21 protein-coding genes and 2 tRNA genes are annotated in these 22,828 nt (G+C 61.1%); 3 read left to right on the top strand and 20 right to left on the bottom strand.

Annotated features, from left to right (window positions below; translation table 11 throughout):
* Positions 1–332: 332 nt before the first annotated feature.
* From DXB53_RS08215 to glp, 15 genes are all read right to left on the bottom strand, one after another.
* Positions 333–406: transfer RNA gene (locus tag DXB53_RS08215), tRNA-Gly, on the bottom strand.
* A 6-nt stretch (positions 407–412) separates the two neighbouring features.
* Positions 413–489, bottom strand: a tRNA-Pro gene (locus DXB53_RS08210).
* A gap of 91 nt (positions 490–580) precedes the next feature.
* On the bottom strand, positions 581–1,939 hold the full coding sequence (gene brnQ / locus DXB53_RS08205; protein WP_117584073.1) for a branched-chain amino acid transport system II carrier protein: 1,359 nt from the start codon (positions 1,937–1,939) through the stop codon (positions 581–583).
* Between the two features lie 67 nt (positions 1,940–2,006).
* Entirely contained in the window at positions 2,007–3,146 is a 1,140-nt protein-coding gene (locus tag DXB53_RS08200; RefSeq protein WP_117584072.1) for an aminotransferase class V-fold PLP-dependent enzyme, read from the bottom strand.
* Positions 3,143–3,394, bottom strand: coding sequence for a DUF3343 domain-containing protein (locus tag DXB53_RS08195; RefSeq protein ID WP_117584071.1), 252 nt, complete (start codon positions 3,392–3,394; stop codon positions 3,143–3,145). The genes DXB53_RS08200 and DXB53_RS08195 overlap by 4 nt, the downstream gene beginning before the upstream one ends.
* Positions 3,395–3,413: 19 nt before the next feature.
* The gene (yedF, locus tag DXB53_RS08190; RefSeq protein ID WP_117584070.1) at positions 3,414–4,040 is read right to left on the bottom strand and encodes a sulfurtransferase-like selenium metabolism protein YedF; all 627 of its coding nucleotides are present in this window, start codon (positions 4,038–4,040) and stop codon (positions 3,414–3,416) included.
* A 60-nt stretch (positions 4,041–4,100) separates the two neighbouring features.
* The gene (gene selD, locus DXB53_RS08185; protein ID WP_117584069.1) at positions 4,101–5,150 is read right to left on the bottom strand and encodes a selenide, water dikinase SelD; all 1,050 of its coding nucleotides are present in this window, start codon (positions 5,148–5,150) and stop codon (positions 4,101–4,103) included.
* Between the two features lie 70 nt (positions 5,151–5,220).
* On the bottom strand, positions 5,221–5,985 hold the full coding sequence (locus tag DXB53_RS08180; RefSeq protein WP_117584068.1) for an acyl-CoA dehydratase activase: 765 nt from the start codon (positions 5,983–5,985) through the stop codon (positions 5,221–5,223).
* A 154-nt stretch (positions 5,986–6,139) separates the two neighbouring features.
* A complete protein-coding gene (locus DXB53_RS08175) occupies positions 6,140–7,303 on the bottom strand; it encodes a double-cubane-cluster-containing anaerobic reductase (RefSeq protein WP_117584067.1) in 1,164 nt (387 codons plus the stop codon).
* A 150-nt stretch (positions 7,304–7,453) separates the two neighbouring features.
* Positions 7,454–8,737: a double-cubane-cluster-containing anaerobic reductase gene (locus tag DXB53_RS08170; RefSeq protein WP_117584066.1), complete on the bottom strand. Its 1,284-nt coding sequence runs from the start codon at positions 8,735–8,737 to the stop codon at positions 7,454–7,456.
* A gap of 428 nt (positions 8,738–9,165) precedes the next feature.
* Complete coding sequence (locus tag DXB53_RS08165; RefSeq protein ID WP_117584065.1) at positions 9,166–10,236, bottom strand: sulfate/molybdate ABC transporter ATP-binding protein; 1,071 nt, start codon at positions 10,234–10,236, stop codon at positions 9,166–9,168.
* A gap of 3 nt (positions 10,237–10,239) precedes the next feature.
* A complete protein-coding gene (modB, locus tag DXB53_RS08160) occupies positions 10,240–11,682 on the bottom strand; it encodes a molybdate ABC transporter permease subunit (protein WP_233503849.1) in 1,443 nt (480 codons plus the stop codon).
* A gap of 68 nt (positions 11,683–11,750) precedes the next feature.
* Positions 11,751–12,626: a molybdate ABC transporter substrate-binding protein gene (modA, locus tag DXB53_RS08155; protein WP_117584063.1), complete on the bottom strand. Its 876-nt coding sequence runs from the start codon at positions 12,624–12,626 to the stop codon at positions 11,751–11,753.
* Between the two features lie 204 nt (positions 12,627–12,830).
* On the bottom strand, positions 12,831–13,310 hold the full coding sequence (locus tag DXB53_RS08150; protein ID WP_117584062.1) for a molybdenum cofactor biosynthesis protein B: 480 nt from the start codon (positions 13,308–13,310) through the stop codon (positions 12,831–12,833).
* Positions 13,311–13,320: 10 nt separating this feature from the next.
* Entirely contained in the window at positions 13,321–14,583 is a 1,263-nt protein-coding gene (glp, locus tag DXB53_RS08145) for a gephyrin-like molybdotransferase Glp (RefSeq protein ID WP_117584061.1), read from the bottom strand.
* Between the two features lie 212 nt (positions 14,584–14,795).
* On the opposite strand from glp, the gene DXB53_RS08140 reads away from it, so the two are divergent.
* The gene (locus DXB53_RS08140) at positions 14,796–16,217 is read left to right on the top strand and encodes a chloride channel protein (RefSeq protein ID WP_199409707.1); all 1,422 of its coding nucleotides are present in this window, start codon (positions 14,796–14,798) and stop codon (positions 16,215–16,217) included.
* Positions 16,218–16,304: 87 nt separating this feature from the next.
* Positions 16,305–17,267, top strand: coding sequence for a diacylglycerol kinase family protein (locus DXB53_RS08135; RefSeq protein WP_117584060.1), 963 nt, complete (start codon positions 16,305–16,307; stop codon positions 17,265–17,267).
* An 87-nt stretch (positions 17,268–17,354) separates the two neighbouring features.
* Here DXB53_RS08135 and DXB53_RS08130 read toward each other — a convergent pair whose 3' ends face one another.
* The 4 genes from DXB53_RS08130 to DXB53_RS08115 all read right to left on the bottom strand — a co-directional run bounded on the left by DXB53_RS08130 (position 17,355) and on the right by DXB53_RS08115 (position 21,285).
* A complete protein-coding gene (locus tag DXB53_RS08130) occupies positions 17,355–17,735 on the bottom strand; it encodes a peptide chain release factor-like protein (RefSeq protein WP_369831576.1) in 381 nt (126 codons plus the stop codon).
* Between the two features lie 83 nt (positions 17,736–17,818).
* Positions 17,819–18,397: a xanthine phosphoribosyltransferase gene (locus DXB53_RS08125; protein WP_089571612.1), complete on the bottom strand. Its 579-nt coding sequence runs from the start codon at positions 18,395–18,397 to the stop codon at positions 17,819–17,821.
* A 157-nt stretch (positions 18,398–18,554) separates the two neighbouring features.
* Entirely contained in the window at positions 18,555–19,859 is a 1,305-nt protein-coding gene (locus DXB53_RS08120) for an MFS transporter (RefSeq protein WP_117584059.1), read from the bottom strand.
* 142 nt (positions 19,860–20,001) lie between these two features.
* Positions 20,002–21,285, bottom strand: coding sequence for an O-acetylhomoserine aminocarboxypropyltransferase/cysteine synthase family protein (locus DXB53_RS08115; RefSeq protein ID WP_117584058.1), 1,284 nt, complete (start codon positions 21,283–21,285; stop codon positions 20,002–20,004).
* Positions 21,286–21,515: 230 nt separating this feature from the next.
* On the opposite strand from DXB53_RS08115, the gene DXB53_RS08110 reads away from it, so the two are divergent.
* Complete coding sequence (locus DXB53_RS08110) at positions 21,516–21,962, top strand: C-GCAxxG-C-C family protein (protein WP_233503848.1); 447 nt, start codon at positions 21,516–21,518, stop codon at positions 21,960–21,962.
* 67 nt (positions 21,963–22,029) lie between these two features.
* Here DXB53_RS08110 and DXB53_RS08105 read toward each other — a convergent pair whose 3' ends face one another.
* Positions 22,030–22,668, bottom strand: coding sequence for a YigZ family protein (locus DXB53_RS08105; protein ID WP_199409706.1), 639 nt, complete (start codon positions 22,666–22,668; stop codon positions 22,030–22,032).
* Positions 22,669–22,828: the final 160 nt, after the last annotated feature.

The raw sequence follows: 22,828 nt of genomic DNA, 5'->3' as shown, positions 1-22,828 counted from the left end.
GCCAACCCCATAACCATCACGGCGGAGAGAATACCATTACGCTATCGCATGCTTCTGTCCGCAGGCCTTGCCAAAAGCTGGCCAAAAGCTTGACGCCGCAGGTCAGGGCTTCAGAAAATATTTCCACTCTCGGTAGACGGTCACTACGACCCTCCCAACGGCATCAAAATCCAACCTTACAAATAGTTGCGGTGAAATACGGACTACATGGGCCAAATAAGCCAAAAAACAGTCCATATTTCACCGCAACTTAGGAGGGGATGTCGGGTCCCCGGCATGTATATGAAAATGGCTCTGGTTCCAAAAGGAATCAGAGCCATTCATCTATCTTATGGAGCGGGCGACGGGAATCGAACCCGCGTCATCAGCTTGGAAGGCTGGGGTTCTACCATTGAACTACGCCCGCAAGATATGGTCGGGACGACAGGATTTGAACCTGCGACATCCTGCTCCCAAAGCAGGCGCGCTACCAAACTGCGCCACGTCCCGAAGGTGTTGAGCAGCTAAGGCATAAACCTTGCGTGTCCCAAAGCGAAGGAAATTATAGGGGAGACTCCCCGCCTGTGCAAGCGGCGATATTCTAGCTCCTCGAATGTGCGACAAACTGGCTATGAACCAAACCGATCACAAACGCCGCCACAGCAACCGGCGCCCACGCGGCACCGATATCCGCCAACGGCAGCGCATCGAACGGCAGCCACGCGCCAGCAAAGAACGCATCGCGGACCGAAGTGATTACGCTCTGCACCGCGACAACGCCGCCGACCCAAACCCACACCTGCGGATGCGCATCGCAAAAACCGTGCACCAGGCCCATCAGTACCAGCACGATGGCAACGGGATACAAGGCGTTGAGCATGGGCACCGAGAACATGAGGATCATGTCGAGGCCCACGTTGGAGAGCACGCACGAAAACGCCGCGAACACAAAGGCGAGAATCGCAAAGGGACGGCGCATAGCCTCCTCGGAAGCCTCCGCTCCCCCTTTAACCACATACGTCTCGCAGAAGTAACGCGAGCAGCAGCTGATGAGGCCGATGCACACGTTCATGCAGGCAAGGAAAAAGATCGCAAAGACCACGACCGTGCCGACAAGACCAAAGTGCATAGAGGCCGAACGGGCGAGGATGGCGGCGCCGTTGGTAGCATCGGGCATAACCGTGCCGAGCTGCATGCCGGCAAGCGCCAGGCCGCAGTAGATGACGGCCATGAGCACGCCGGCGATCACACCGGAACGCGAAATCTCGAAGGCCACGCGCTTGTCATCGGTAACACCCAGCTCGTGGATGGTCTCGGCGATGATAATGCCGAAGGCGAGCGACGCGAGCAGGTCCATGGTCTGATAGCCGGTCAAAAAGCCTTGCACGGCAGCGCCCGCATCGTAGGGAGCCTGAGGCGCGGCGGCCGGTCCCAGCGGCGAGATCACGGCAGCACCCACAACCAGCACGATGAGCGCGATAAGCGCGGGGCCCGTAATGCGACCGAGCACGCGCGTGATGACGCCCGGACGCAGCGTGAGCGCAAACGCGACGACGAAGAACCCGATGGCAAACACCAGACGTGCCGTGCCGAGCGAAACACCCTCGGGTAGCAGCGGCACCAGCATTTCGAACGCCGTGGAGCTCGTGCGCGGAATGGCCAGGCACGGACCGATGGCCAGATACACAGCCGCGACAAAGAACTCACCAAACTTGGGGTGCACGCGCCCGGCCAGCTCGCGGGCCGTGCCGGCGAGCGCGACGGCGATAAAGCCCATGACGGGCAGGCCGATGGCTGCAATCAGAAAGCCGAGCATGGCGACCGGCGTGGCAGAACCTGCCTGCAGCGCCAGCAGCGGCGGAATAATGAGGTTGCCGGCGCCAAAGAGCATCGAGAACAGGGCGATGCCGACGGTAACGACATGGTCGGAGCGTAGACCACGCGAGGCGGATGAGGCCATAAGAGCACCTTTCGAATCGAAACAAAAACAGGACGGGCATAAGACCCGTCCCGCAAGTATATACGCTCTAGCAGGCTAAATCGCGCAAAGCGTCAATCGCGGTGTCGACTTCCTCGTCCGTGTTGAAATACCCAAACGAGAAGCGAACGACACCCTGACGCTCGGTCCCTAGCGCACGGTGCATGAGCGGAGCGCAATGGGCGCCGGGGCGCGTCGCAATCCCCCACCCTTGCATGAGCGCGTCCGAGATCTCGGCAGAGTCGATATCGCCTACGTTGAGCGACACAATCGCCGAGTGCACGGGCTGGTCAAACGCACCGTAGAGCGCAATGCCGGGTATTTCGCGCACACCGGCAAGGAAGCGTTCAGCAAGCGCGCGCTCACGCGCCGCAATCGCCTCGACCCCACCCTGGGCCTCGATAAAGTCGAGACCAGCGGAAAGGCCCGCGATGCCATGTCCGTTGAGCGTACCGGCCTCTAGGCGTGTGGGCCACCCCAATGGCTGCAGCTCATCGAAGCTGTGTACACCGGTGCCGCCCATGGCCCACGGAGCCACGTCAATACCCTCTGCCACGGCCAGCCCGCCGGTCCCCTGCGGACCCATGAGCCCCTTGTGGCCGGTAAAGCACACCACGTCGAGCCCCATGGCTTGCATATCGATATGCGCCGTGCCGGCAGACTGCGAGGCATCGACGATCACGAGCGCACCGGCCGCATGGGCCATGGCGGCTACGCGTGCAATGTCGACCGAGTTGCCGGTCACATTGGAGGCGTGCGTCACCACCACGACACGTGTGCCCGGCGTGATCAACCGCTCGAGCTCGTCATAGTCGAGCACGCCGTTCGCGTCGCAGCCCGCATGCTCAACGGTCACGTCCTGCTCTACCGCCAGGCGGTTGAGCGGACGCAGCACGGAGTTGTGCTCGAGCACCGTCGTGACCACGCGGTCGCCGGGGCGCACCACACCATTGATGACGGTGTTGAGCGCCGCGGTGGAGTTGGGCGTAAAGCACACATGGTCCGCCCTCGGGCAACCCAAAAGGCGCGCAAGCTTGGCGCGGCAGCCGTGGATGGTACGCGCCGCATCGAGCGCACCCGACGTGGCACCGCGCCCGGCATTGCCGAGCGAGCACATCGCCTGCGTCACGGCATCGATGACCGCCTGCGGCTTGTGCATGGTCGTCGCCGCGTTATCCAGGTAGATCATCGCACGACCTCCCACATATCAATCACGGTATAGCCCTCGGTGGGAATGCCCGCTGCGGCAAGCTCGCCGCGCAGCAGTTCCTCATCGGCAGGCAACGCCTTCCACGCCAGACCGCAGCCGGCAGCGACCTCCCCGGGTACGGGAATCGTTCGCCCGGGAAGGCCGCGCTCGATGCACAGGGACTCGCAGCCCATGGCGGCCGCCGTGGTGGGAAACGTGATGACAAGCGCCGGGCGCTTCTCCCTCATGGCAACTCCAACCAATACGCTACGGGCGCACAACGCGCACGGCCTGCTCCATCTTCTCCACGATCACGTACATGTTGGTGACCTCGCCCACCGCGAGCTGGTCTTTAATGCCATAGTGGTCGAGGCAGGTACCGCAGGTGAGAATCTCGACACCCTGCTCGGCCAGGCCCTTCAGGTCGTCGAGCACCGGAGAACCCTCTACGGTGAGCTTGGCACCACCGTTGTAGAACAGCATAGTCGCGGGCAGCTCCTCCTGCTGCGTCACGGCAAAGATGAAGGCCTTCATGAGCTTGTGGCCCAGCTCGTCGTCGCCACGGCCCATGCAGTCGGTGTAGACGGAAATGATGAGCTTGCCCTTGCCGGCGTTGGCGTCGCAGAAGGCAGCGCCATCCTGCTCGGGATTGGCCACGGCAACGGCGCCAGAAGTCGCCACGGTCACGTGCCACTCGGCGTCAGAAACCTTCTCGACCGAGGCCGTGCAGCCCTTCTCCTGTGCCATCTTGGAGATGTTCTTGACAGCGGTCTCGTTGTCGACCGAGGTCACCACGGCACCCTCGCCATCGAGCTGCTTCAGGGCTTTGAGCGTCTTGACGACGGGCAGCGGGCAGGCATCGCCCATGGCATTGACTTCAATTTTGGTAGACATAGCAAATTCCTTTCAAAAGGGGCCGTCCAGAACAACGGACGGCCGCATAAACGTTTTTCTTTAATGCACAACGCGAACAGCAGGACCGCCCGGCACCGGCTCGCACACGCGGCCGATTGTGGCGGCAACGCGCCCCTCGGCATATAAACGGCGCGCAAGCTCATCCACATCCGCCGCGGGCGCCGCAATAAGCAAACCGCCTGAAGTCTGTGGATCGTACAGCGCATCCAACATGCCCGGCTCAAGGTCCTCGTCGGCCGTCACGCGCGGGCCAAAGAAGTCCTGGTTGCGGTAGGAGCCCGCGGGGATAATGCCCAGACGCGCCATGTCGAGCACCTGGTCAAAGAGCGGCACCGCCCCCGACGCAAGCTCAATCTGCACGCCCGAGCCCTCGGCCATCTCGCACGCATGCCCGATCAGGCCAAAGCCCGTAATGTCGGTGCAACCGTGAAGTTCGAGCCCCTCGGCCAGACGAATCGGCGCCTCGTTGAGGGTGCACATCGAGTCAAACATGGCTGCGGCCTCGTCCTGCTCGATAAGCTCGCCCTTAATGGCCGTGGTAATGATGCCCGAGCCGACCGCCTTGGTCAGCAGCAACGCATCGCCCACGCGCGCGCCGCTGTTGGCGAGCATGCGGTCGAGCGCGACAAAGCCGCTCACGGACAGACCGTACTTGGGCTCGTCGTCGTTGATGGTGTGGCCGCCCGCGATGGAGCAACCCGCCTCGACGCACTTGTCGGCGCCGCCCGCCAGAATCTGACCTGCGACCTCGACGCCCAGGCAACTGGGAATGCACAGCAGGTTCATGGCATGGCTCGGCCGCCCGCCCATGGCGTAGATATCCGACAGCGAGTTGGCCGCGGCAATCTGGCCAAACAGAAACGGGTCGTCGACCATCGGCGGGAAGAAGTCGATGGACTGCACGAGCCCCAGGTTCTCCCCTACGCGGAAGACGCTCGCGTCGTCGGAGGTATCGAACCCCACGAGCAAGTTGTCGTTATGCACATTGGGTAAGTCGCCCAGGACCTGGGCGAGGGCTCCGGGAGCCAACTTAGCGGCTCAACCGCTCGCGGCAGTCATAGACGTGAGCTTAATCTGATCGTCAGCCATCGATACCTCCTCTCTTCGGTCAATCATTTTCTCCCAGTATACGCATGAATGCGAGCCTGCGGCGGATGCATTAATTGAGCGCCTGTGCGCGAATCGCCGCGCCGATGGCACCGGCAAAGCGAGCCTGGGGCGAGGTGGTCACCGGCGACCCCAGTAGCTCGCCCAACCGCTCCACCACGAAGGCGTTCTCGCACAGACCGCCGGTCAGATAGTACGGAGCGCCCGCCGCTTGCCCGGCCATGGTCGCCACGCGGGAGACCACGCTGTCGATCACGCCACGCGCGATGTTCTCGCGCGGCTCACCGCGACCGATCAGGCTGATGACCTCGCTTTCGGCAAACACCGTGCACATGCTGCTGATCTTGGTAGGCTCGCCGGAACGCGCCAGGTCGGCCATCTGCTGCTGGGAAATGCCTAGGCGGTCGGCCATGATCTCCAAAAAGCGCCCCGTACCGGCAGCGCACTTGTCGTTCATGGCAAATTTGGCCACGCGGCCGCCTTTAAGCTGGATGACCTTGGTGTCCTGGCCACCCACATCGATCACGGTGCCATGGTCACCAAACAGGCGCACGGCACCGGTACCGTGGCAGGTAATCTCGGTCACGACCTTGCGCGCATAGGGCACGGCGACACGGCCGTAGCCGGTCGCGACCACGCGAGCATCGTCGGCCGTCACGTCGTAGCCGGCAGCTGCCAGCGCCTCGCGCAGCCGTTCGGAAGCATCGACCGAGGAGAACCCGGTTGGCTGCACGCACGTCCACGCCACCGAACCCTCCCCGTCGACCACAGCAGCCTTAGCCGCCGTAGACCCGATATCGATCCCGATCCCTATCATGGCTCTCTCCCAATCTAAACATCAAAGACAGCGGCGCGTTCAGGCGCCTTAGCTCTAGGTTTCTCAGGTGCCTGAGGTTGCCCCGAAAGAGGAGCGCAGCGTACTTTGGTACGCAAGCGACGGTTTGAGGGGCAAGATCCGGTGCCTGAGGAAGCTAGAGGGTTTCGATAAAGGCGGCGATGCGGGTCTCGATCTGGCCCATGTCGCCGCTGCTGTAGTCGGTCTCGATCTTCATGTACGGAATACCCGCACCCTCGACGGCCTCCTGCATGCGCGAGCTCTCCACGTTAAAGGTATGGCACGCCTGTAGCACGCTCTCTACCACGCCATCGACATGGTACTTCTCGCACATGGCCAGTGTGTTCTCCATGCGGCTGTCGTTGGGCGTCATGACCGAGCAGTTGATATCCAGATAACGGTCGGCGATAGCGCGCAGAATGTCGGGCGCGTCCGGGTCGACCATCATGGCCGCCGTGCGCTCGCCCGAACAGTCGTCCATGCACACGACCACACCGCCGTTGGACTCGATGGTGCGGCCGATCTTGTTGATCACACCGCCCACCGGGCAGCCAGTGATCAGAATGCGCTTGGCATCCGCCGCGACCGGGCGTTCGCCCGCGTCGTAGGCCTCGCGCAGCTTGGCAACCTTTTGCTCCAGTTGCTGCGTATAGGCCTCGATATCAAAGCTGAACGTACCGGCAAACATGGTGCTCATCAGATCGACGCCGCTCATGGCCGCCGGCTGGTTGGCCTGCAGCGCAAACATCTCGAGCTGGGCAGCACGCAGGCGATTGCGACGACGGACGGCGGCGCGCAAGTCGTCATCGGTGATATTAATACCGTAGAAGTTCTCGAGCTCCTCCTTAAGCAGACGGCATTCCTCGTACCAGCCTTCACGCTCGTAGGCGCGATCGCGACCCTGCGGCAGGTGCAGAATGTGCGTGCGCTTGAGCTCGTTGAGTAACTCGTACATCTTCTTCTTGCCGTCGCAGGTAGTCTCGCCGATGATCATGTCGCTAAAGTACGTAAACGGGCACTTTTGCGAGTAGGCAAAGCCGTACGTCGATTTGATGAGCGGACACAGATTTGCCGGCAGCACCTTCTCGGCCTCGGGAATCACCTCATCGGACGTGCCGCACAGCGCCACGCTCGCGGCCCCCGCGGCATCGATAATCTCGAGTGGCGTATAGCTGCACAGGAAGCCGACCAGGCGATTACCCGCCTGCTTGTAATCCTTGACGCGAATAAACGCCGCCTTGCGCTGCTCGTTGAACTCCTCAAACGTGGACGGCAACGGCTGCTCAATATTATCCGACATATAACTCCTAAACCTTTTAATCAACCAAGGAAACAGCTTTCCCAGGTGCCCGAGGTCGCCGTGAAGGAGGAGCGCCGCGTACTTTTGTACGCAAGCGACGGTTTGAACGGCAAGATCGGGTGCCTGGGGAAGCCGCCGGGACGGATAGCCCTAAATGGTTTCCAAGAAAGCCTCAATCCTGGTTTGCAGTTGGCCTGCATCCTCACCGGCGTAGTCGGTCGTGATGTGCATAAACGGAATGCCGGCTTCCTCGGCGGCCTTCTCCACGGCAAACGACTCCATCTCATAGAGCGTGCAGAACTGCAGGGCCACGTCGACGATGCCGTCGGCATGCAGGTCCTTGGCCATCTGGACAATGTCCTTCATACGCTGGTCATTGGGCGTAAAGACGGCGCAGTTGATCTTAAAGTAGCGCTCGGCGATGGCATCGAGCATCTCGTCGACCGTCTCGCCGGACTCGTCGACCAGGTCCTTGTAGTAGCGCGAGCCCGTGCAGGACTCCTCGCCTACCACAACGCCGCCGGCCTTCTCGATGAGGTTGAATAGTTTCCAGTTGGGCACGGCCATGGGCGTACCGGTGTACAGGATGCGCTTGGTCCCCTTGGGCGCCACGCCCTCGCCGGCCTCGACACGCTGCTCGCACTCAGCCGCCATATCGTTGATGGCTCCGGTCAGACGCGGCGTGTCGTCCATAAAGGCGGCCTGAACGGTCAGCAGGCTGTCGAGACCGCTGATGGGCGCAGGGTCTGCAGCGCGCGTGGCAGCGAGGCGCTGCAGGGCGCGACGCTTCTCATTGACGGCGTGGATGGCGGCCTTCAGACGCTCAGGCGTAATCGTGACGCCGCACTCTTCCTCGATCTTGGCGGCGAGCTTCTTGACCTCGGCCTTCCAGGTCACGAGCGTCGACTCGTCGTGCACGTTGGGAATATCCATGACGTACATGTTCTTTTGCGTGGCAAAGAACTCATAAGCCTTCTTCTTGCCATCGCAGGTGTTCTCGCCCACCACCAGGTCACTCGACTCAATGTAGGGGCAGACCTCGCCCAGCTTAAAGCCGGCAAAGCTCTTGATGAGCGGACAGGTGTTGCGCGGCAGGTGCTCCTCGACCTTGTCCGTCGCCCAGTCGGCACCCGAGCACAGACCAACGGGAATGCCGTCACAGGCAAGCACGATCTCCTCGGGCACGTACACGCAGAACGAACCGACGATCTTGGTGGCCTCGCCGGCCTCCTTCTTGTCGAGCATCTCCTTAATACGGCCGCTGTGGATGTTGGTGGCGACAAAATCCAGGTAGGACGTGGACTTGGGACGGTTGTTCTGCGTCAGGAACATATCGCCGTACATCTGGCCCACGGCGCCCAGCAGCATGTCGTGGTCGGCAAGATTCATGCCGAGGCTCTCCCACATCGGATGGAAATCAAATTCTTCAGCCATGACGGTTCCCCTCTCGAACCAAAAACGGATAACAGCGGTATCGATGCACGACGGGCGGCGATTGCCCTGCCGTGCTCAAACCCGGAATTTTGGGGAACCTGCTTTGCGGTTGACTATTTAGTTGTGCGTCGTCTCTCCCGGAGCCGTGAACATACCTGCTCATATGCGGCTCCGAGCGATATATAGGGCACGCGCGGCAACGCGGCGAATGTATGTCGTCTGCGGCATGTGCGCACCTCCTTTACAAGATAAGGTCAACTATATCAACGGTCATCGACCATGCGAACACCGTTGACATTCGTACGACAGCGTCGTGTGACGTCGTTTAATAAATAATTATCTTGATTGATAAGAGTTTGTCATCCCTCATTCGGCAAACGGCGAGACAAAGACGCCGAGGCTTATATCCCCGACGGCATTAACCAGCGCTATCGACAAACCAAATGGATCCTACTGGCATCAAAATGCATGCGCAGCGTCTCGCCTGCTTGCGGCAGCTCGTCGACAGGCATGCCCACCTTGTTGACCTTCCACTGCAGACGCGTGGGCGCATCGATGCGCGGCGCATCCAACAGCACCAGGCGCTCAAAACGTGAATCGCTCACGCGCGCCACGTGCAGGTCGTAGCTGTTGCGACCCCGCTCAGCGCGATTGTCAACATGGAAGTAGCTTGCGCGAATGCCCAGGTACGCCACATTATCGGGAACCTCGCGACCCACGTTAAAGGTCATGCCCCAGTCGAGGGCTTCAACTTCTTCGTCGCCGATCTTGCGCGCCCGGCTTGTGTTCTTGCAGCCCGTCAGGCGCAGCGCCGCCAGCGTCTGCGGACGGCGGACCACGTCCCCGACGGAGCCGATCTCCTCAACATGCCCGTCGTGCATCACGCAGATGCGCTGGCACAGGCGGCACGCCTCGTCGATGTCGTGGCTCACGTAGAGCACGGTGCGGTTGCACACATCGAACAGGTCGAGCATGTTCTGTTCGAGCGCGCTCTTAAGATAGGAATCGAGTGCGCTCATGGGCTCGTCGAACATAAAAATGCCCGGATGCGCCGCCACCATGCGAGCAAGCGCCACACGTTGCTGCTGCCCGCCCGAGAGCCGCGCGGGATAGCGTTCGGCAAAATCGGCCAGACCGAAAATGCCCAGATAGCGCTCGGCGAGCTTTTTGCGCACCGCGACGTCGCCCGCGTCCTTTACACCGGCGCACACGTTATCGGCCACCGTCATGTTGGGAAACAGCTGATAGTTTTGGAACAGCAGAGCACACTTACGCTCCTGAGGCGACAGGTTGATGCCCGCCGCCGAGTCAAAGAAGGTCACGCCGTTGACAACGATCTTGCCCTCGTCGGGCGTCTCCACACCGGCAATGCAGCGCAGCGTACAGCTCTTGCCGCAGCCTGAGGCACCGAGCAGCGCCACGCGCTCCTCGCCGGCCTCAAGCTGTATGTCGAGCATAAACCCGGGATAGCGCTTTTTGATATCCAGAACGAGCGACATGGCCTATCGACCTCCCTGCAAAGCGACATCATCGCGCATGAGTTCGGCCAACGCCTCGCGATCGATACGCAGCGCATCGCCGCCGACTGGGTCGAGCGAATCGGCCTGGCCACACAGCTGCTTGGCCTGTTTGCGCTCCGCACGGGAGAGACCACGCTCGCGATACTTTTGCGAATGCGCCGTGTACATGTTGATGAATAGGATGACCAGGAAGCTGAACGCAATTACGACCACGACCCAAAAGAGGGCCACCGACGTATTGCCGCCCATCCACTCAAAGTAGATAGCGATGGGGATGGTCTGGGTAATGCCGGCGTAGTTGCCCGCAAAGAACAGGGTGCAACCGAACTCGCCCATGGCACGCGCGAAGGCGAGCACCGTGCCGGCGGCGATGGAGGGCCAGCCGAGCGGCATCATGAGCTTGGCAAAGACGCGACGTTCGGACCATCCCAAGGTTCGCGCGGCGTCGAGCATCTGCGTGTCGAGGCTCTCGAAGGCTCCGAGCGCCGTGCGGTAGACCAGCGGAAACGACACCACCACGGCAGATATCACCGCCGCGGGCCACGTAAAGACGATCGAGATGCCGTGCGCGATGAGCCACTGGCCCACCCCGATCGAGCGGCCAAACAGCATGAGGAGCAGAAAGCCGCAGACCGTGGGCGGCAGCACCATAGGAATCGTAAAGACCGAATCGAGCAGGCCCTTGATGCGACTCGAGGTGCCCATGGTCTTCCACGCCGCGAACAGACCCAGCGCAAAGGAGATCAGCAGGGCAAGGCCGCTCGTTTTAATGGACACCCAAAACGGGCGATAGTCGATGTCGCCTAAAAAGGAGGCCAGAGAGGTCAAGGGCCCCTGCTCATCCCGCAACACGACAGACGATGCTTCAACCATTTGAGCGCTATCAAGCCAACGCGCGCCGCCCTTGGCATCACCCGAAGCCGATGCAATCACCACATAGCGGTCCCCATCCGCACCACGCACATCAAAGCCATAGGTATACCCGCCGGCATCAAACGTTGTTTCCGCCGTGACATACCAAGGAAGATCAACGTCCCCTAGCTGCGCACCTCCCATGGAGTTTGCGCTGTCGAGCTCGCAGACGAGGGCCTTGAGACCCGATACGCACTCGTTGTCCTGCGGATCCAATCCAAACTTCTCGACCGCCTTGGGCGATATCCACACCACAACGCGATCGGCAGCAGGCACCACTACAAGGTCCACGTCCTCGTCAACGGGAAACCGGAAGCCCTCAGGCTGGCCCTCCATGGCACGAGCGGTCCCCTTGGCCAACCGCTCAAAACCCTCGATCCCATAGGAAAGCCCGTGAGCGGTCGCAGCAACCTGGGCCCCGTCCTCAGCGTCCCCAGCAAACGCAAATCCCGGCACCCAGCAAAGCGCGAAGGTCAAAGCACAGGCGACAAGCATGCGGAATCTATTAAGCACGAAAAGCTCCAAGCGAATACAAGGACGGAGTGAAACACAAAACGATGGAATTATCGCGCCAAGCCGCACTACGCGGAAAGCTCAAAGCCGTACTTAGCCCAAATCTTCTGAGCCTTCTTGTTGGACAGGCAAAAGTCGATGAACGCCTTAGCCTCGTCGGCATGTTCGGAGCTCTCGGCAACGGCGCCCGGATACACGATGGGCTTGTGCGAGTCCTCGGGACACACGAACGCCTCCTCGATGCCGTCGTAGCGGAAGATATCGGAGCTGTAGACAAAACCGGCCACGCAGTCGCCTGTGGACACATAGGCGGCAGCGGTACCAACTTTGTCGGCCAGTGCGACCTTGTCGGCGATCTCGGGAGCACACTCGCCGTCGTCGCCTTCGGTGCCGGTGTAGAGGCCCACGGAAGCCAACGCCTGGTTGGCGTACTTGCCGGCGGGGACGGTCTTGGCGTCGCCGATGGCGATCTTGCCGTCCAGGTTCGCGACGTCGGCGATGGCCTCGATCTTGGTGTCGGAGCCCTCAGCGCGAATGATCACAAGATCGTTGACGAACATATCCTCACGCGTGTCGGCATCGACGAGCTCGACGGTCTCAGCGTCATCCATGGTGCCCTTGGAAGCGGTGATGAGCACGTCGACCGTGGCACCGGCGCGCATCTGCTCAACGAGGTCGCCGGACGCCTTAAACTGCGTGTCGGCAAAGGTGGTACCGGTCTGCTCGGTGTAGAGCTTCTGAACCTCGGGCAGAGCCTTCTCGAGCGAGTTGGCAGCAAAGACCTGCAGCTCGACGGTTTCCTTCTTGGAAGAGGCCTTGGCGGAGCCGGCATCGGAGCCGGTCGCCTCGGGCTCCTTGTTGCCGGAGCAGCCGGCAAGCCCAAGGCCAGCAGCGGCGACAGCAGAAAGCGAGACGAATCCGCGGCGAGAAACCATATCGAACATGTTCAACCCTTTCGGACCTTATGCCCGGGTACCCCACCGCGGGCTTTATTCTGTAATTAGATTATACTTCGGTGAGAATAATGATTATGAGAAATTATTCTCTTCTGAGAATATAGTTTCAGGCATGCCTACAGAATGCCGTCCCCTTGGGCGCAAATAAAAAGCGGAGCAGCCGTTCAGGTCGCTCCGCCGCAGGTAAACCGCTTAGTTGGTATGTCCGCCGCCCGCTGTCATCTGAGCCGCATGCTCCAGCTGGTCCGCTATGGCCTCCCAGCTTTCGCGGGCGGCCTTCGTAGAACCGGGAAAGTTTACGACAAGTGTATGACCTCGTTGCATGCAAATAGCGCGCGAGAGCATAGCGCGGCGCGTCTTGGTCATGGAGTACGCACGGATTGCCTCTGCAATGCCCGGCACATCGCGCTCGCAGACGGCACGCGTCGCCTCGGGTGTCACATCGCGCATCGAAAGCCCCGTGCCGCCGCAGGTGAGCACGACATTGGCGTGGCACTCATCGGCGGCTTCCACAATGGCATCACCGATCTCGCTGACGTCGTCGCGCACGACCACATGCGAGGCGACCGTCCAGCCCTGCGCCTCGATAAGTTCCTCGAGTGCGGCTCCAGCCTCGTCCTGGGCAAGATCGCGCGTATCCGAGCACGTCACGATCGATATCTTCAGCTCCATAGCATTCCTCCTACAACACGGCGCCCTCGGGCAGGTCGACGCGAACAACGTCCACGACATCGCCCACCTTGAGGTCGCACGGTCCTTCGTCAACACGCAACAGGCAGTTAGCCCGCTGCATCGTGCCGAGCAGCGCCGAATTCTGCGTCTTGGCCTCGGTCACCAACAGCTCACCGGTCTCGGGGTCGCGCAAAACCGTGGCGCGATCGAAGAAGCGGCGATGCTGTCGCTTTTTCACGCCGTGCGTGAGCGTCGCCTGCTGCACGGGACGCGTACCCTCGGCAAAGCCGCGCATCTTGCGGATCGCCGGACGCGCAAGCATCTCAAAGCCTACATACGCCGCGGCCGGATTGCCTGAAAGTCCCAGGTAGGGCTTACCCCCAAGCAAGCCAAACGTGATGGCCTTGCCCGGACGCATCGAGATGCGATCGAACAGCACCTCGCCCTCGCGCCGGACGAGCGCCGTCACGTAGTCGTAATCGCCCGCAGAGGCGCCGCCGCTCGTAATGACAAAATCGCACTCCTGCACGGCGCGATGCACCAGCTCGGCAATCGCCTGCTCATCATCGGGCGCAATGCCATAGAACACCGGCTCGGCGCCGGCATCGAGCGCTTCGGCCATCAACGCCGAGGAGTTGGAATCGCGAATCTGCCCGCGTGCCGGCAGCTCGCTCGGCGCGACCAGCTCCGTGCCCAGCGAGATAATGCCCACGCGCGGAGCGGCATGGACCTTCACGCTCGCGTAACCGGCGCTTGCCAGCAGGCCAGCGCCGGCCGGGGCCACAACCTCGCCGGCACGCATCACGACGTCGCCGGCATGGGCCTCCTCGGCGGCAGAGCGAACGTTCTCCCCCACTTTAGCAGGCGCCGAAAAGCTCACGTGCGAGCCCTCGTTGCCGTCGCCGTCAAGCACCTCGACGATCTCGTATTTCACCACAGCATCCGCACCCTCGGGCACCGGCGCGCCTGTCATGATGCGGACCGTCTCGCCCGGGGCGATTACGCCATCGAACACATGGCCCGCGGCTTCGTGCCCCACGACGGAAAGCGTCACGGGCGCATTGGTGGACGCTTTGGCGAGGTCGACGGCATGCACGGCATATCCATCCATGGCGCTGTTGGCAAACGGAGAGATGTCGATATCGGCCGTGGCGTCCTCGGCCAGGGGAAGACCGGCCGCCTGCCACACGGGAATCTCGACAACTTCGGTGCGATTCACGTGCGACAAGACGATCGCCTGTGCGTCCTCCAACGGAATGAGTTTCTCAGCCATATACACCTCTTACATGCCACGGCGCGCAACAGTGGCGCCGATTCTTTATGTTTGGTTCAGTATAATCCCCCGACGCACGACCGCGACTCGGCCTGTACCCGCAAATACACCTGTCGGTTGCAAGCCGCGAAACTGAATGGAAACCAACCCACCGGCTCGTCGCGTTTACCGCGTTTTATAATGCTCGTGTTGCAACCCAAAAAGAGGAACGTATGGCTTTTACCGACAAACCCGAAAGCGCAAACGAGGCGCAGGATCATTCCCAGCCGCTCGACGACGGCGGCCTTTTCTCCCTTAACGACGTCATCATGGCAGGCAGGCAACAGCTGACCCGCTCCGAGCATCTCTTGGCTGCCGACACGCGCCGCAACGCCCGCAACCTACTCGCGAGCGCCAAGCTGCTCGTGCTCGTAGTTATCGTCTCGCTCGCCATGGGCGTTGCCGCTTGGGCGTTTTTGGCCTCGCTGAATATCGCGACCGACTATCGCGAGCACCATGAGTGGATTTACGCGCTGCTCCCCGTTGTGGGCGTTGCCACCGCATGGGTGTACAAAAACCACGGCCTCGCCGCCAAGCGTGGCAACAACCTGGTCATCGACTCCGCTCTGGGCACACGCCTCATCCATATGCGCATGGCCGTCCTCACCTTCGTCTGTTCCACGCTCACGCACCTAACGGGCGGATCGGCCGGTCGCGAGGGAGCCGCGGTGCAGATTGGCGGCACCATCGCCAGCAACATCTCGAACCTCGCCCACCTCAAAAAGCATGACCACCACGACCTCATGCTCGCCGGCATCTCGTCGGCCTTTGGAGCCGTATTCGGTTCGCCCCTTGCCGGAGCTTTCTTTGGCATGGAGATGTGCTTTATCGGCAAGATCGACTACACCGCGGGCATCTACTGCCTGGTCGCCTCGTTTACCGGCTACTTTACATCACTCGCCCTGGGTACCGAGTACGAAGCGAATGTCATCGCCAGCGTCCCCGACATGACGCCGCGGACGGTTGCCATCGTTGTTATCAGCGCCATTATCTTTGGTCTCACCGCGCGCCTCTTTGCGTGGTCGGTTCGAACCGTCAAGAACCTGTACGGTCGCTTTATCACCAATTACCTCATTCGCGCACTTATAGGCGCACTCGTGGTGCTCGCGGCCTACGCGATGCTCGACGCCTGGGACTACGCCGGCCTTTCCACGTGGCTTTCCGGCGCCGGATTTGCAGGCAACACCACCCTGGCGGACGCAGTCATCAAGTTGGTCGTCACAGCGCTTACCCTGGGCGCGGGCTTCCAAGGCGGCGAGGTCACGCCCCTGTTTGGCATCGGTGCGGCACTCGGTGGCTGGATCGGTTGCCTTACCGGGCTCGACCCCAGTTTTCTGGCGGCTCTCGGCATGCTCGGCGTGTTCTGCGCCGGCCTCAACGTGCCCATCACCACCTGCATGATGGCCATCGACCTGTTCCACGGCACGGCCGCCGGGTTCTTTGCCATCGTGGCCTTTATCAGCTACCTAACCGGCGGACACCGCGGCGTGTACCCCGCCCAGCGCATCATCTCACCCAAGCGCCGTTCGCTTATTGTGGATGAGGGCGGTACGGTAGCGGATGCTATCGAGCGCCACAACGACCTGATAGAGTAGACGTTAGTATTCGCCGTGCAGCCACAATCGGGGGCAATTCGACCTGAGCGCGACCGCACTGTCATGTCACACGCCGGGAGTCGCCCCATGCACGCAACTGATTTTGGTCGCACGCTCATCATCGCCAACCCAGCCGCCCAGTCGGGTGCGGCGCGCGAAGTTGCCGAGCGCCTGCAACGCTTTTTGGACATGACTGCACGCGCATCCCAGTTTGACTTGGTACTGACCGAGCGCATGGGGCATGCCAAGGAACTTGCCGCACAGGCCCAGGGCTACTGCACCGTTATCGCTCTTGGCGGCGACGGCGTGATCCACGAGGTCGTCAATGGGCTTATGAAGCAAAAGCAGGACGCCCGCCCCGCCCTTGCCGTCCTGCCCGTGGGCTCCGGCAACGATTTTGCCCAAACGCTCGGTATCGACGATTTCTCCGGCAAGGATTTTGGCGCGCTGCTCACCTGCGAGCTGCAACGTCAGGACATCGGGCGCATTCGCTCATGGAACCCCGCAAGCGGTAGCGGCGAGGCGACGGTCGAGTATTATGACCAGACGCTTTCGGTCGGCATCGATGCCGCCATCGGCCTTGGCACCACCGAGCTGCGCAAAAAGACCGGCTTGACAGGCGCGCCGCTCTACACCCTCTCGGGACTTGAGCAGTTTGGTCTGCGCTATCGCAACTACCCCATGACAGTCAGCTTTGACGGCGCGCCCGCCGAGCGCGTGCGGGCGATTATCATGGCGATTCAGCTGGGCCCCACCTATGGCTCGGGCTATCGCATCTGCCCCGATGCCGACCCCTGTGACGGCACACTCGATGTCTGCTACGCCTGCGGCCCCGTCCCCCGCGCCGTTGCCCTGCCTATGTTTCTTTCGGCCAAGGACGGCCACCACACCAAGTTGCCGCCGGTTCGTATGCGCCGCTGCCGCCATGCCGAGCTCACCTTCGAGCAGCCCGATTACCCCATCCAGGCCGACGGCGAGCCCATTGTCGCCTCGCGCATCGAGGTGGATATCCTTCCCGCCGTCCTCGAGGTCTGGCACCCGACCCGCTAGCTTCACCTAAGTTGCGGTGAAATAGGGACTGTTTATGCAGCTAAAGCCGAAAAACAGTCCCTATTTCACCGCAACTTATTGAGAAGATCATTCCTCCCCGCCCGGCTTGCGACGGTTAGCCTTTTTAATGGCATTGAAGTGCTTGTCGTTGAGCCTGCGCTGGCGGGAGCGCTGAGGCACCTTGGTCTTGACGCGTCGGCGCGGCGGACGCCCACGACGCTCAAGCTCGGCGCGCAGCTTACGCAGGCAGCTCGAGCGATTTTGGAACTGGCTGCGGCTCTCGCGTGCCGTCACGGTAATCCCCGAAGGAATATGCTTCATGCGCACCGCCGAGTCCGTCGTGTTCACACCTTGGCCGCCCGGACCCGTCGCGCGAAACACCTGTACCTCGCAATCGCGCGCCAGCTCCTCGGCCGACATCTCGGCATAGCGCGCATACTCGCGCCAACCCATCTTGTTCTCATCCATATCAACACCTCCCCTCATACAAAAAATGTGACAAAGGGACTGTCCCTTTGTCACATCGCATACCAATCGCTTGTGTTGCGCACTTAGGCGAAGGTGATCTCGCCGTTCTCGCAGTCCATATCGGCAATGCGAGCCAGGCTCTCAACGCGGAAGCCGCGCTCGCGGAGCTTATCGCCACCGCCCTGGAAGCCTTTCTCCACCGCAATGCCAATGCCAGCAACCTCGGCACCCGCGGCCTCACAGATCTTGATAAGACCCTCAAGCGCGCAGCCGTTGGCCAGGAAGTCATCGATGATCAGGACCTTATCGCCCTCGGACAGGAAGCGCTTGCCCACGATGACCGGGTACTCCTTCTGCTTGGTAAAGGAGTAGATGGTCGTGGCATACTGCTCGCCGTCGAGGTTAATGGACTGGGCCTTCTTGGCAAAGACCACCGGCACGCCGCCAAAATGCTGAGCTGCAATGCAGGCCATGCCAATGCCCGAAGCCTCGATTGTCAGGATCTTGTTGATTTCGACGCCCTCGAACAGACGGGCCCACTCAGCGCCCATGTGATCGAACAGCTCAACGTCGCACTGGTGGTTGAGGAAGGCATCAACCTTAAGGACGTTACCGGCCTTTACGATGCCGTCATGGCGAATACGATCCTCAAGCTCCTGCATGGCGCAACCCCTTCTCGCGGCAACGATACCGCGCGATTAATAAACGTTGTTCGATAGTCTACCACGGACCGACCCCCGCCCGTCCCACAAGCCACATCGCACCACAAACCAGTCTTTTTGGGACGGCGCGAATCGTGGCAGACAGCCTCCCAACACGCTAATGGCGGGCGCGCATCTTCACCAAACGCACCATGGCGAGCGCAAAGCCCACAGCGGCCACAGCCATGAGCACGTAGAACACCGAGCGAAAGCCGAATAAGAACACATCTGGACGGCCTGCAACGAAACTGGTCACGGCCTCGCCCATCGCCACGCTCATCTGCCCATACAGGATATTCGACGCCACCGTAATACCGAGTGCCATGCCGGCGTAGCGCGCCAAACTGCCCAAGCTGCCAGCAAAACCGAGCGCTTCGCGCGGAGCCGAGCCCATGTACAGGGAGTTATTGGGGCTCTGGAAAATCGACGTGCCGCACGACATAAACGCGACACAGCACACGATCGCAGGGATGGAGGAGTGCTCGTCGAGCGTACTTACCGCAAAGAGACCGCACACGTACACACCCAGGCCGACCGCCGTGGGACCCTCGCAGCCAACACGGTCCGAAACCGTACCCGAAAGCGGCCCGATAAAGGCATTCACCATCGGCAGCGCCAAAAAGAGCAGTCCGGAAATATCGGAGCTAAAGCCATGGGCATCCTGGAAATAGAACGGCAGCACAAACTCAGATGCACCGATGCCGATAAACACAATAAGCATGCATGCCAAGTTAATCGTAAAAGCCGAACTCGCAAAGCAGCGACGCGCGGCCTCCGCCAGCGACATGGGGCGCTCGCCGGCCTCCGGCTTAACATGCGGCAGTGTGTAAAGCCCCACGATAAACGAGATGACGCCAATGGGCAGGTTGATGAGGAAGATGCTCTCCCAGGGAAAGCTTGCCACCAGCATGCCGCCGAGCACGGGACCACACATCATGCCGAGGGCCACGAAAGTCGCGAGGATACCCATGGCACGACCGCGCTCGCGCGCCGGAAACGACTCGGTGATGATGCCCATGTTGTTGGCCATGGCCGCCGCGCAACCAACGCCCTGAACAATGCGCGCCAGAATGAGAACCTCGAGCGAGGCCGAAAGGCCGCACAGCAGCGAGCCGACCGTAAAGACGATGACGCCCAGTTGGAATACGCCCACCTTGCCGCGCACGTCGCCCAGACGGCCAAACGGCAGCATAGCCACGCATGTCGCAAGCAGATACACCGAGCTCACCAGCTGGATGCGGTCGAGGCCCACGCCCAGCTCCTTTTGCATCACGGGCAGTGCCACGGTCACGACGGTCGAATCCAGGCACGCCATAAACGTCATGATGAGCACGGTAAACAGAATCGCCCATTTGTTCTTGCCATGGGTGTCGCCCTCTAGGGCAATGTGCTCGCGGCGCAGCTGCTCTGCGGTTTTCTCCATATCCATCCTTTCGAGTGGCGCAACACAAAAACGGGGCCCCAATCGCCTGCAAACAGCCGCGATTGGGGTCCCGCCTACGGAATCGGAACGTAAAGGTCGCCGAAGCCCTCTGTCGGCATCGGCGACTTATGCGAACGCTAGCCTAGCACTGCTCGAGAGCCTGCTCAAGGTCGGCAATCAGGTCGGCCGTGTCCTCGAGGCCGCACGACAGGCGCACCATGTCGGCGGAGATGCCACAGGCGATGAGCTCCTCATCGTTCATCTGACGGTGCGTGGCGTTAGCGGGATGCAGGCAGCAGGTGCGGGCATCGGCCACATGCGTGGCGATCTGGGCGAGCTTGAGGCTCTTCATAAAGGTCTCGGCCGCCGCACGACCACCGTTAAAGCCAAAGCTCACAACGCCGCAGGTACCGCTAGGCATGTACTTCTGAGCCAGGTCATAGTACTTGTCGCCTTCCAGGCCCGGATAACTCACGAAGCGCACCTTGGGATGGCTCTGCAGGAACTTGGCAACGGCCAGGCCATTCTCGCAATGACGCGGCATGCGCACATGCAGGCTCTCGAGCGAGCTGTTCAGGAAAAACGCCGCCTGCGGGTTCTGCATAGGGCCGAGGTCGCGCATGAGCTGCGCGGTGGCCTTGGTAATGAAGGCGCCCTCGCGACCGAACTTCTCGGCATAGGTCACGCCGTGGTAGCTCTCGTCGGGCGTGGTGAGACCCGGGAACTTGTCCGCATGGGCCATCCAGTCAAACTGGCCGTGGTCGACAATCACGCCACCCAGGTAGGCTGCATGGCCATCCATGTACTTGGTGGTGGAGTGCGTGACGATGTCGGCGCCCCACTCAAAGGGACGGCACATCACAGGCGTCGGGAAGGTGTTGTCGACCATCAGCGGCACGCCGTGGTCATGCGCGGCCTTGGCAAAGCGCTCAATATCGAGCACGGCAAGGGCGGGGTTGGCGATCGTCTCGCCAAAGACGAGCTTGGTGTTGGGCTCAAAGGCCGCCTCCAGCTCCTCATCGGTGCAGTCGGGGGCAACGAACGTGCAGGTAACGCCCATACGGCCCATGGTATGGGCAAGCAGGTTGTAGGTACCGCCGTAGATGGCAGAGCTTGCGACCACGTGATCACCGGCACCGGCCACGTTAAAGATCGCAAGGAAGTTCGCAGCCATGCCCGAACTCGTGAGCATCGCAGCGGTGCCGCCCTCCATCTCACAGATCTTGGCGGCGACCAAATCGCACGTGGGGTTCTGCAGACGGCTATAGAAGTAGCCCGACTCCTCCAGGTCAAACAGCTTGCCCATGTGCTCGGACGTGTCGTACTTCCACGTGGTTGACTGATAGATGGGCACCTGACGCGGCTCTGCATCGCCCGGGCGATAACCGCCCTGAACACACGTGGTACCGATGGTCTGCTTGCTCATATCCAACTCCCTTACTTGGGTTTTGTTTTTATTCGGTTCACGATACCGCTACCCCGCACCCCTCTCAACCCATCCCGCCGATAGGTTATGAGACAAATAAATCAGGGGCATTCGTCTCAGCCTTAGGCATTTAATCGATGGATATAAATGAGGCATACATGAAGCTCTCGATGATTACATGCCCCGTCACGGGTACCATAGGCGGGTACACCGTGACCAAGGAGACAACGATGAAGCAAATCGATACAGCCCAGCTCGACATCACCGCCTGTCAGGCTCAGGCTGCCGAGTACCACGCCCGCGGCTTTAACTGCGCCCAGGCTGTCGCTTGCACGCTCGCGCCCGCTGTGGGGCTCGACCCCCAGATCGCCTTTACCCTCACCGAGGGCTTTGGCGCCGGCATGGGCGGCATGACCGAGACCTGCGGCGCCATCTCGGGCGCCGTGGCCATCATGGGCTTTGTGATGAGCGACGGTATGGAAAACCCCAAGACCAAGGGCCAGACCTACAAGCTGTCGCGCGAGATTGCCAAGCGCTTTGGCGAGAAGAACACGACGACCGTCTGTGGCACGCTCAAGGGCGTCGGATCGGACAAGGGCCCGCTCCGCAGCTGTCCCGGCTGCATCGACGATGCCGTCGAAATCGCCTGCGATATGCTAAAGCAGCTCGCCGAGTAAACGATAGCAACAGAAAACGACGGCCGGCGCGCTTGAGATTCATCCAAAAGCACGCCGGCCGTCGCCGTTAGAACTCAGCAAATTCGGGAGCGCCGACCTCGATCTCCTCGCGCCCCGCCATAAGCTCGCGCATCTTGGCGCAAAACAGCTCCTGCTCCCCCGCCTTAAACACCAAGTGAAGTGTCACGGCATCCGCGTAATCGGTATCCGAAACCTTGGCACCCGAATCCTGCGCCAAACGAAGCACCTGCTCATACTGTGGATAGGCCACATGCACGTCAACCGGCACGACACTCGTCATCTCAACGATCTGCCCAGCCTCCTGAGCCGCGGCCACCGCCGCCTGTGTCGCCGCGGTATAGGCGCGTACCAAGCCACCGGGCCCCAACAGCGTGCCACCAAAATAACGCGTCACAACACAGCATACGTTTTTAAGTCCCGCACCGCGCAGCACCTCGAGCGTCGGCATTCCGCTCGTGCGGCTCGGCTCGCCATCATCGCTCTGGCGCTCGCGTCCATCGACCAAAATCCACGCGGGAACATTGTGTCGAGCGTCGTAATGACGCTTGCGAACCATCTCGATAAAGGCATTCGCCTCGTCCTCGGACTCAATATGGACCAGCTGGGCAATAAACCGGCTCTTGCGGTCCACAAACTCGCCCGAAGCCTCAATATTCGATTGCAGAGTAAAATAGCTGTCCAACAAAGCCCCTCAACAGAATAATGCGCGGCAACAAACAGCCTCAATAATACGGCAAAGGCCGTACCAATAACCCCGGTAAAAAGAACAGCAACGCCGATGACCAGGAAACAACAGACACTATGACCCAATCCAGGGGCACGGAAACGACAGGAGCCCCCGCTCG

The organism is Collinsella sp. OM04-5 (assembly GCF_003439125.1).
Taxonomy (GTDB): domain Bacteria; phylum Actinomycetota; class Coriobacteriia; order Coriobacteriales; family Coriobacteriaceae; genus Collinsella.
This window is presented reverse-complemented; position numbering and strand designations above follow the sequence as displayed.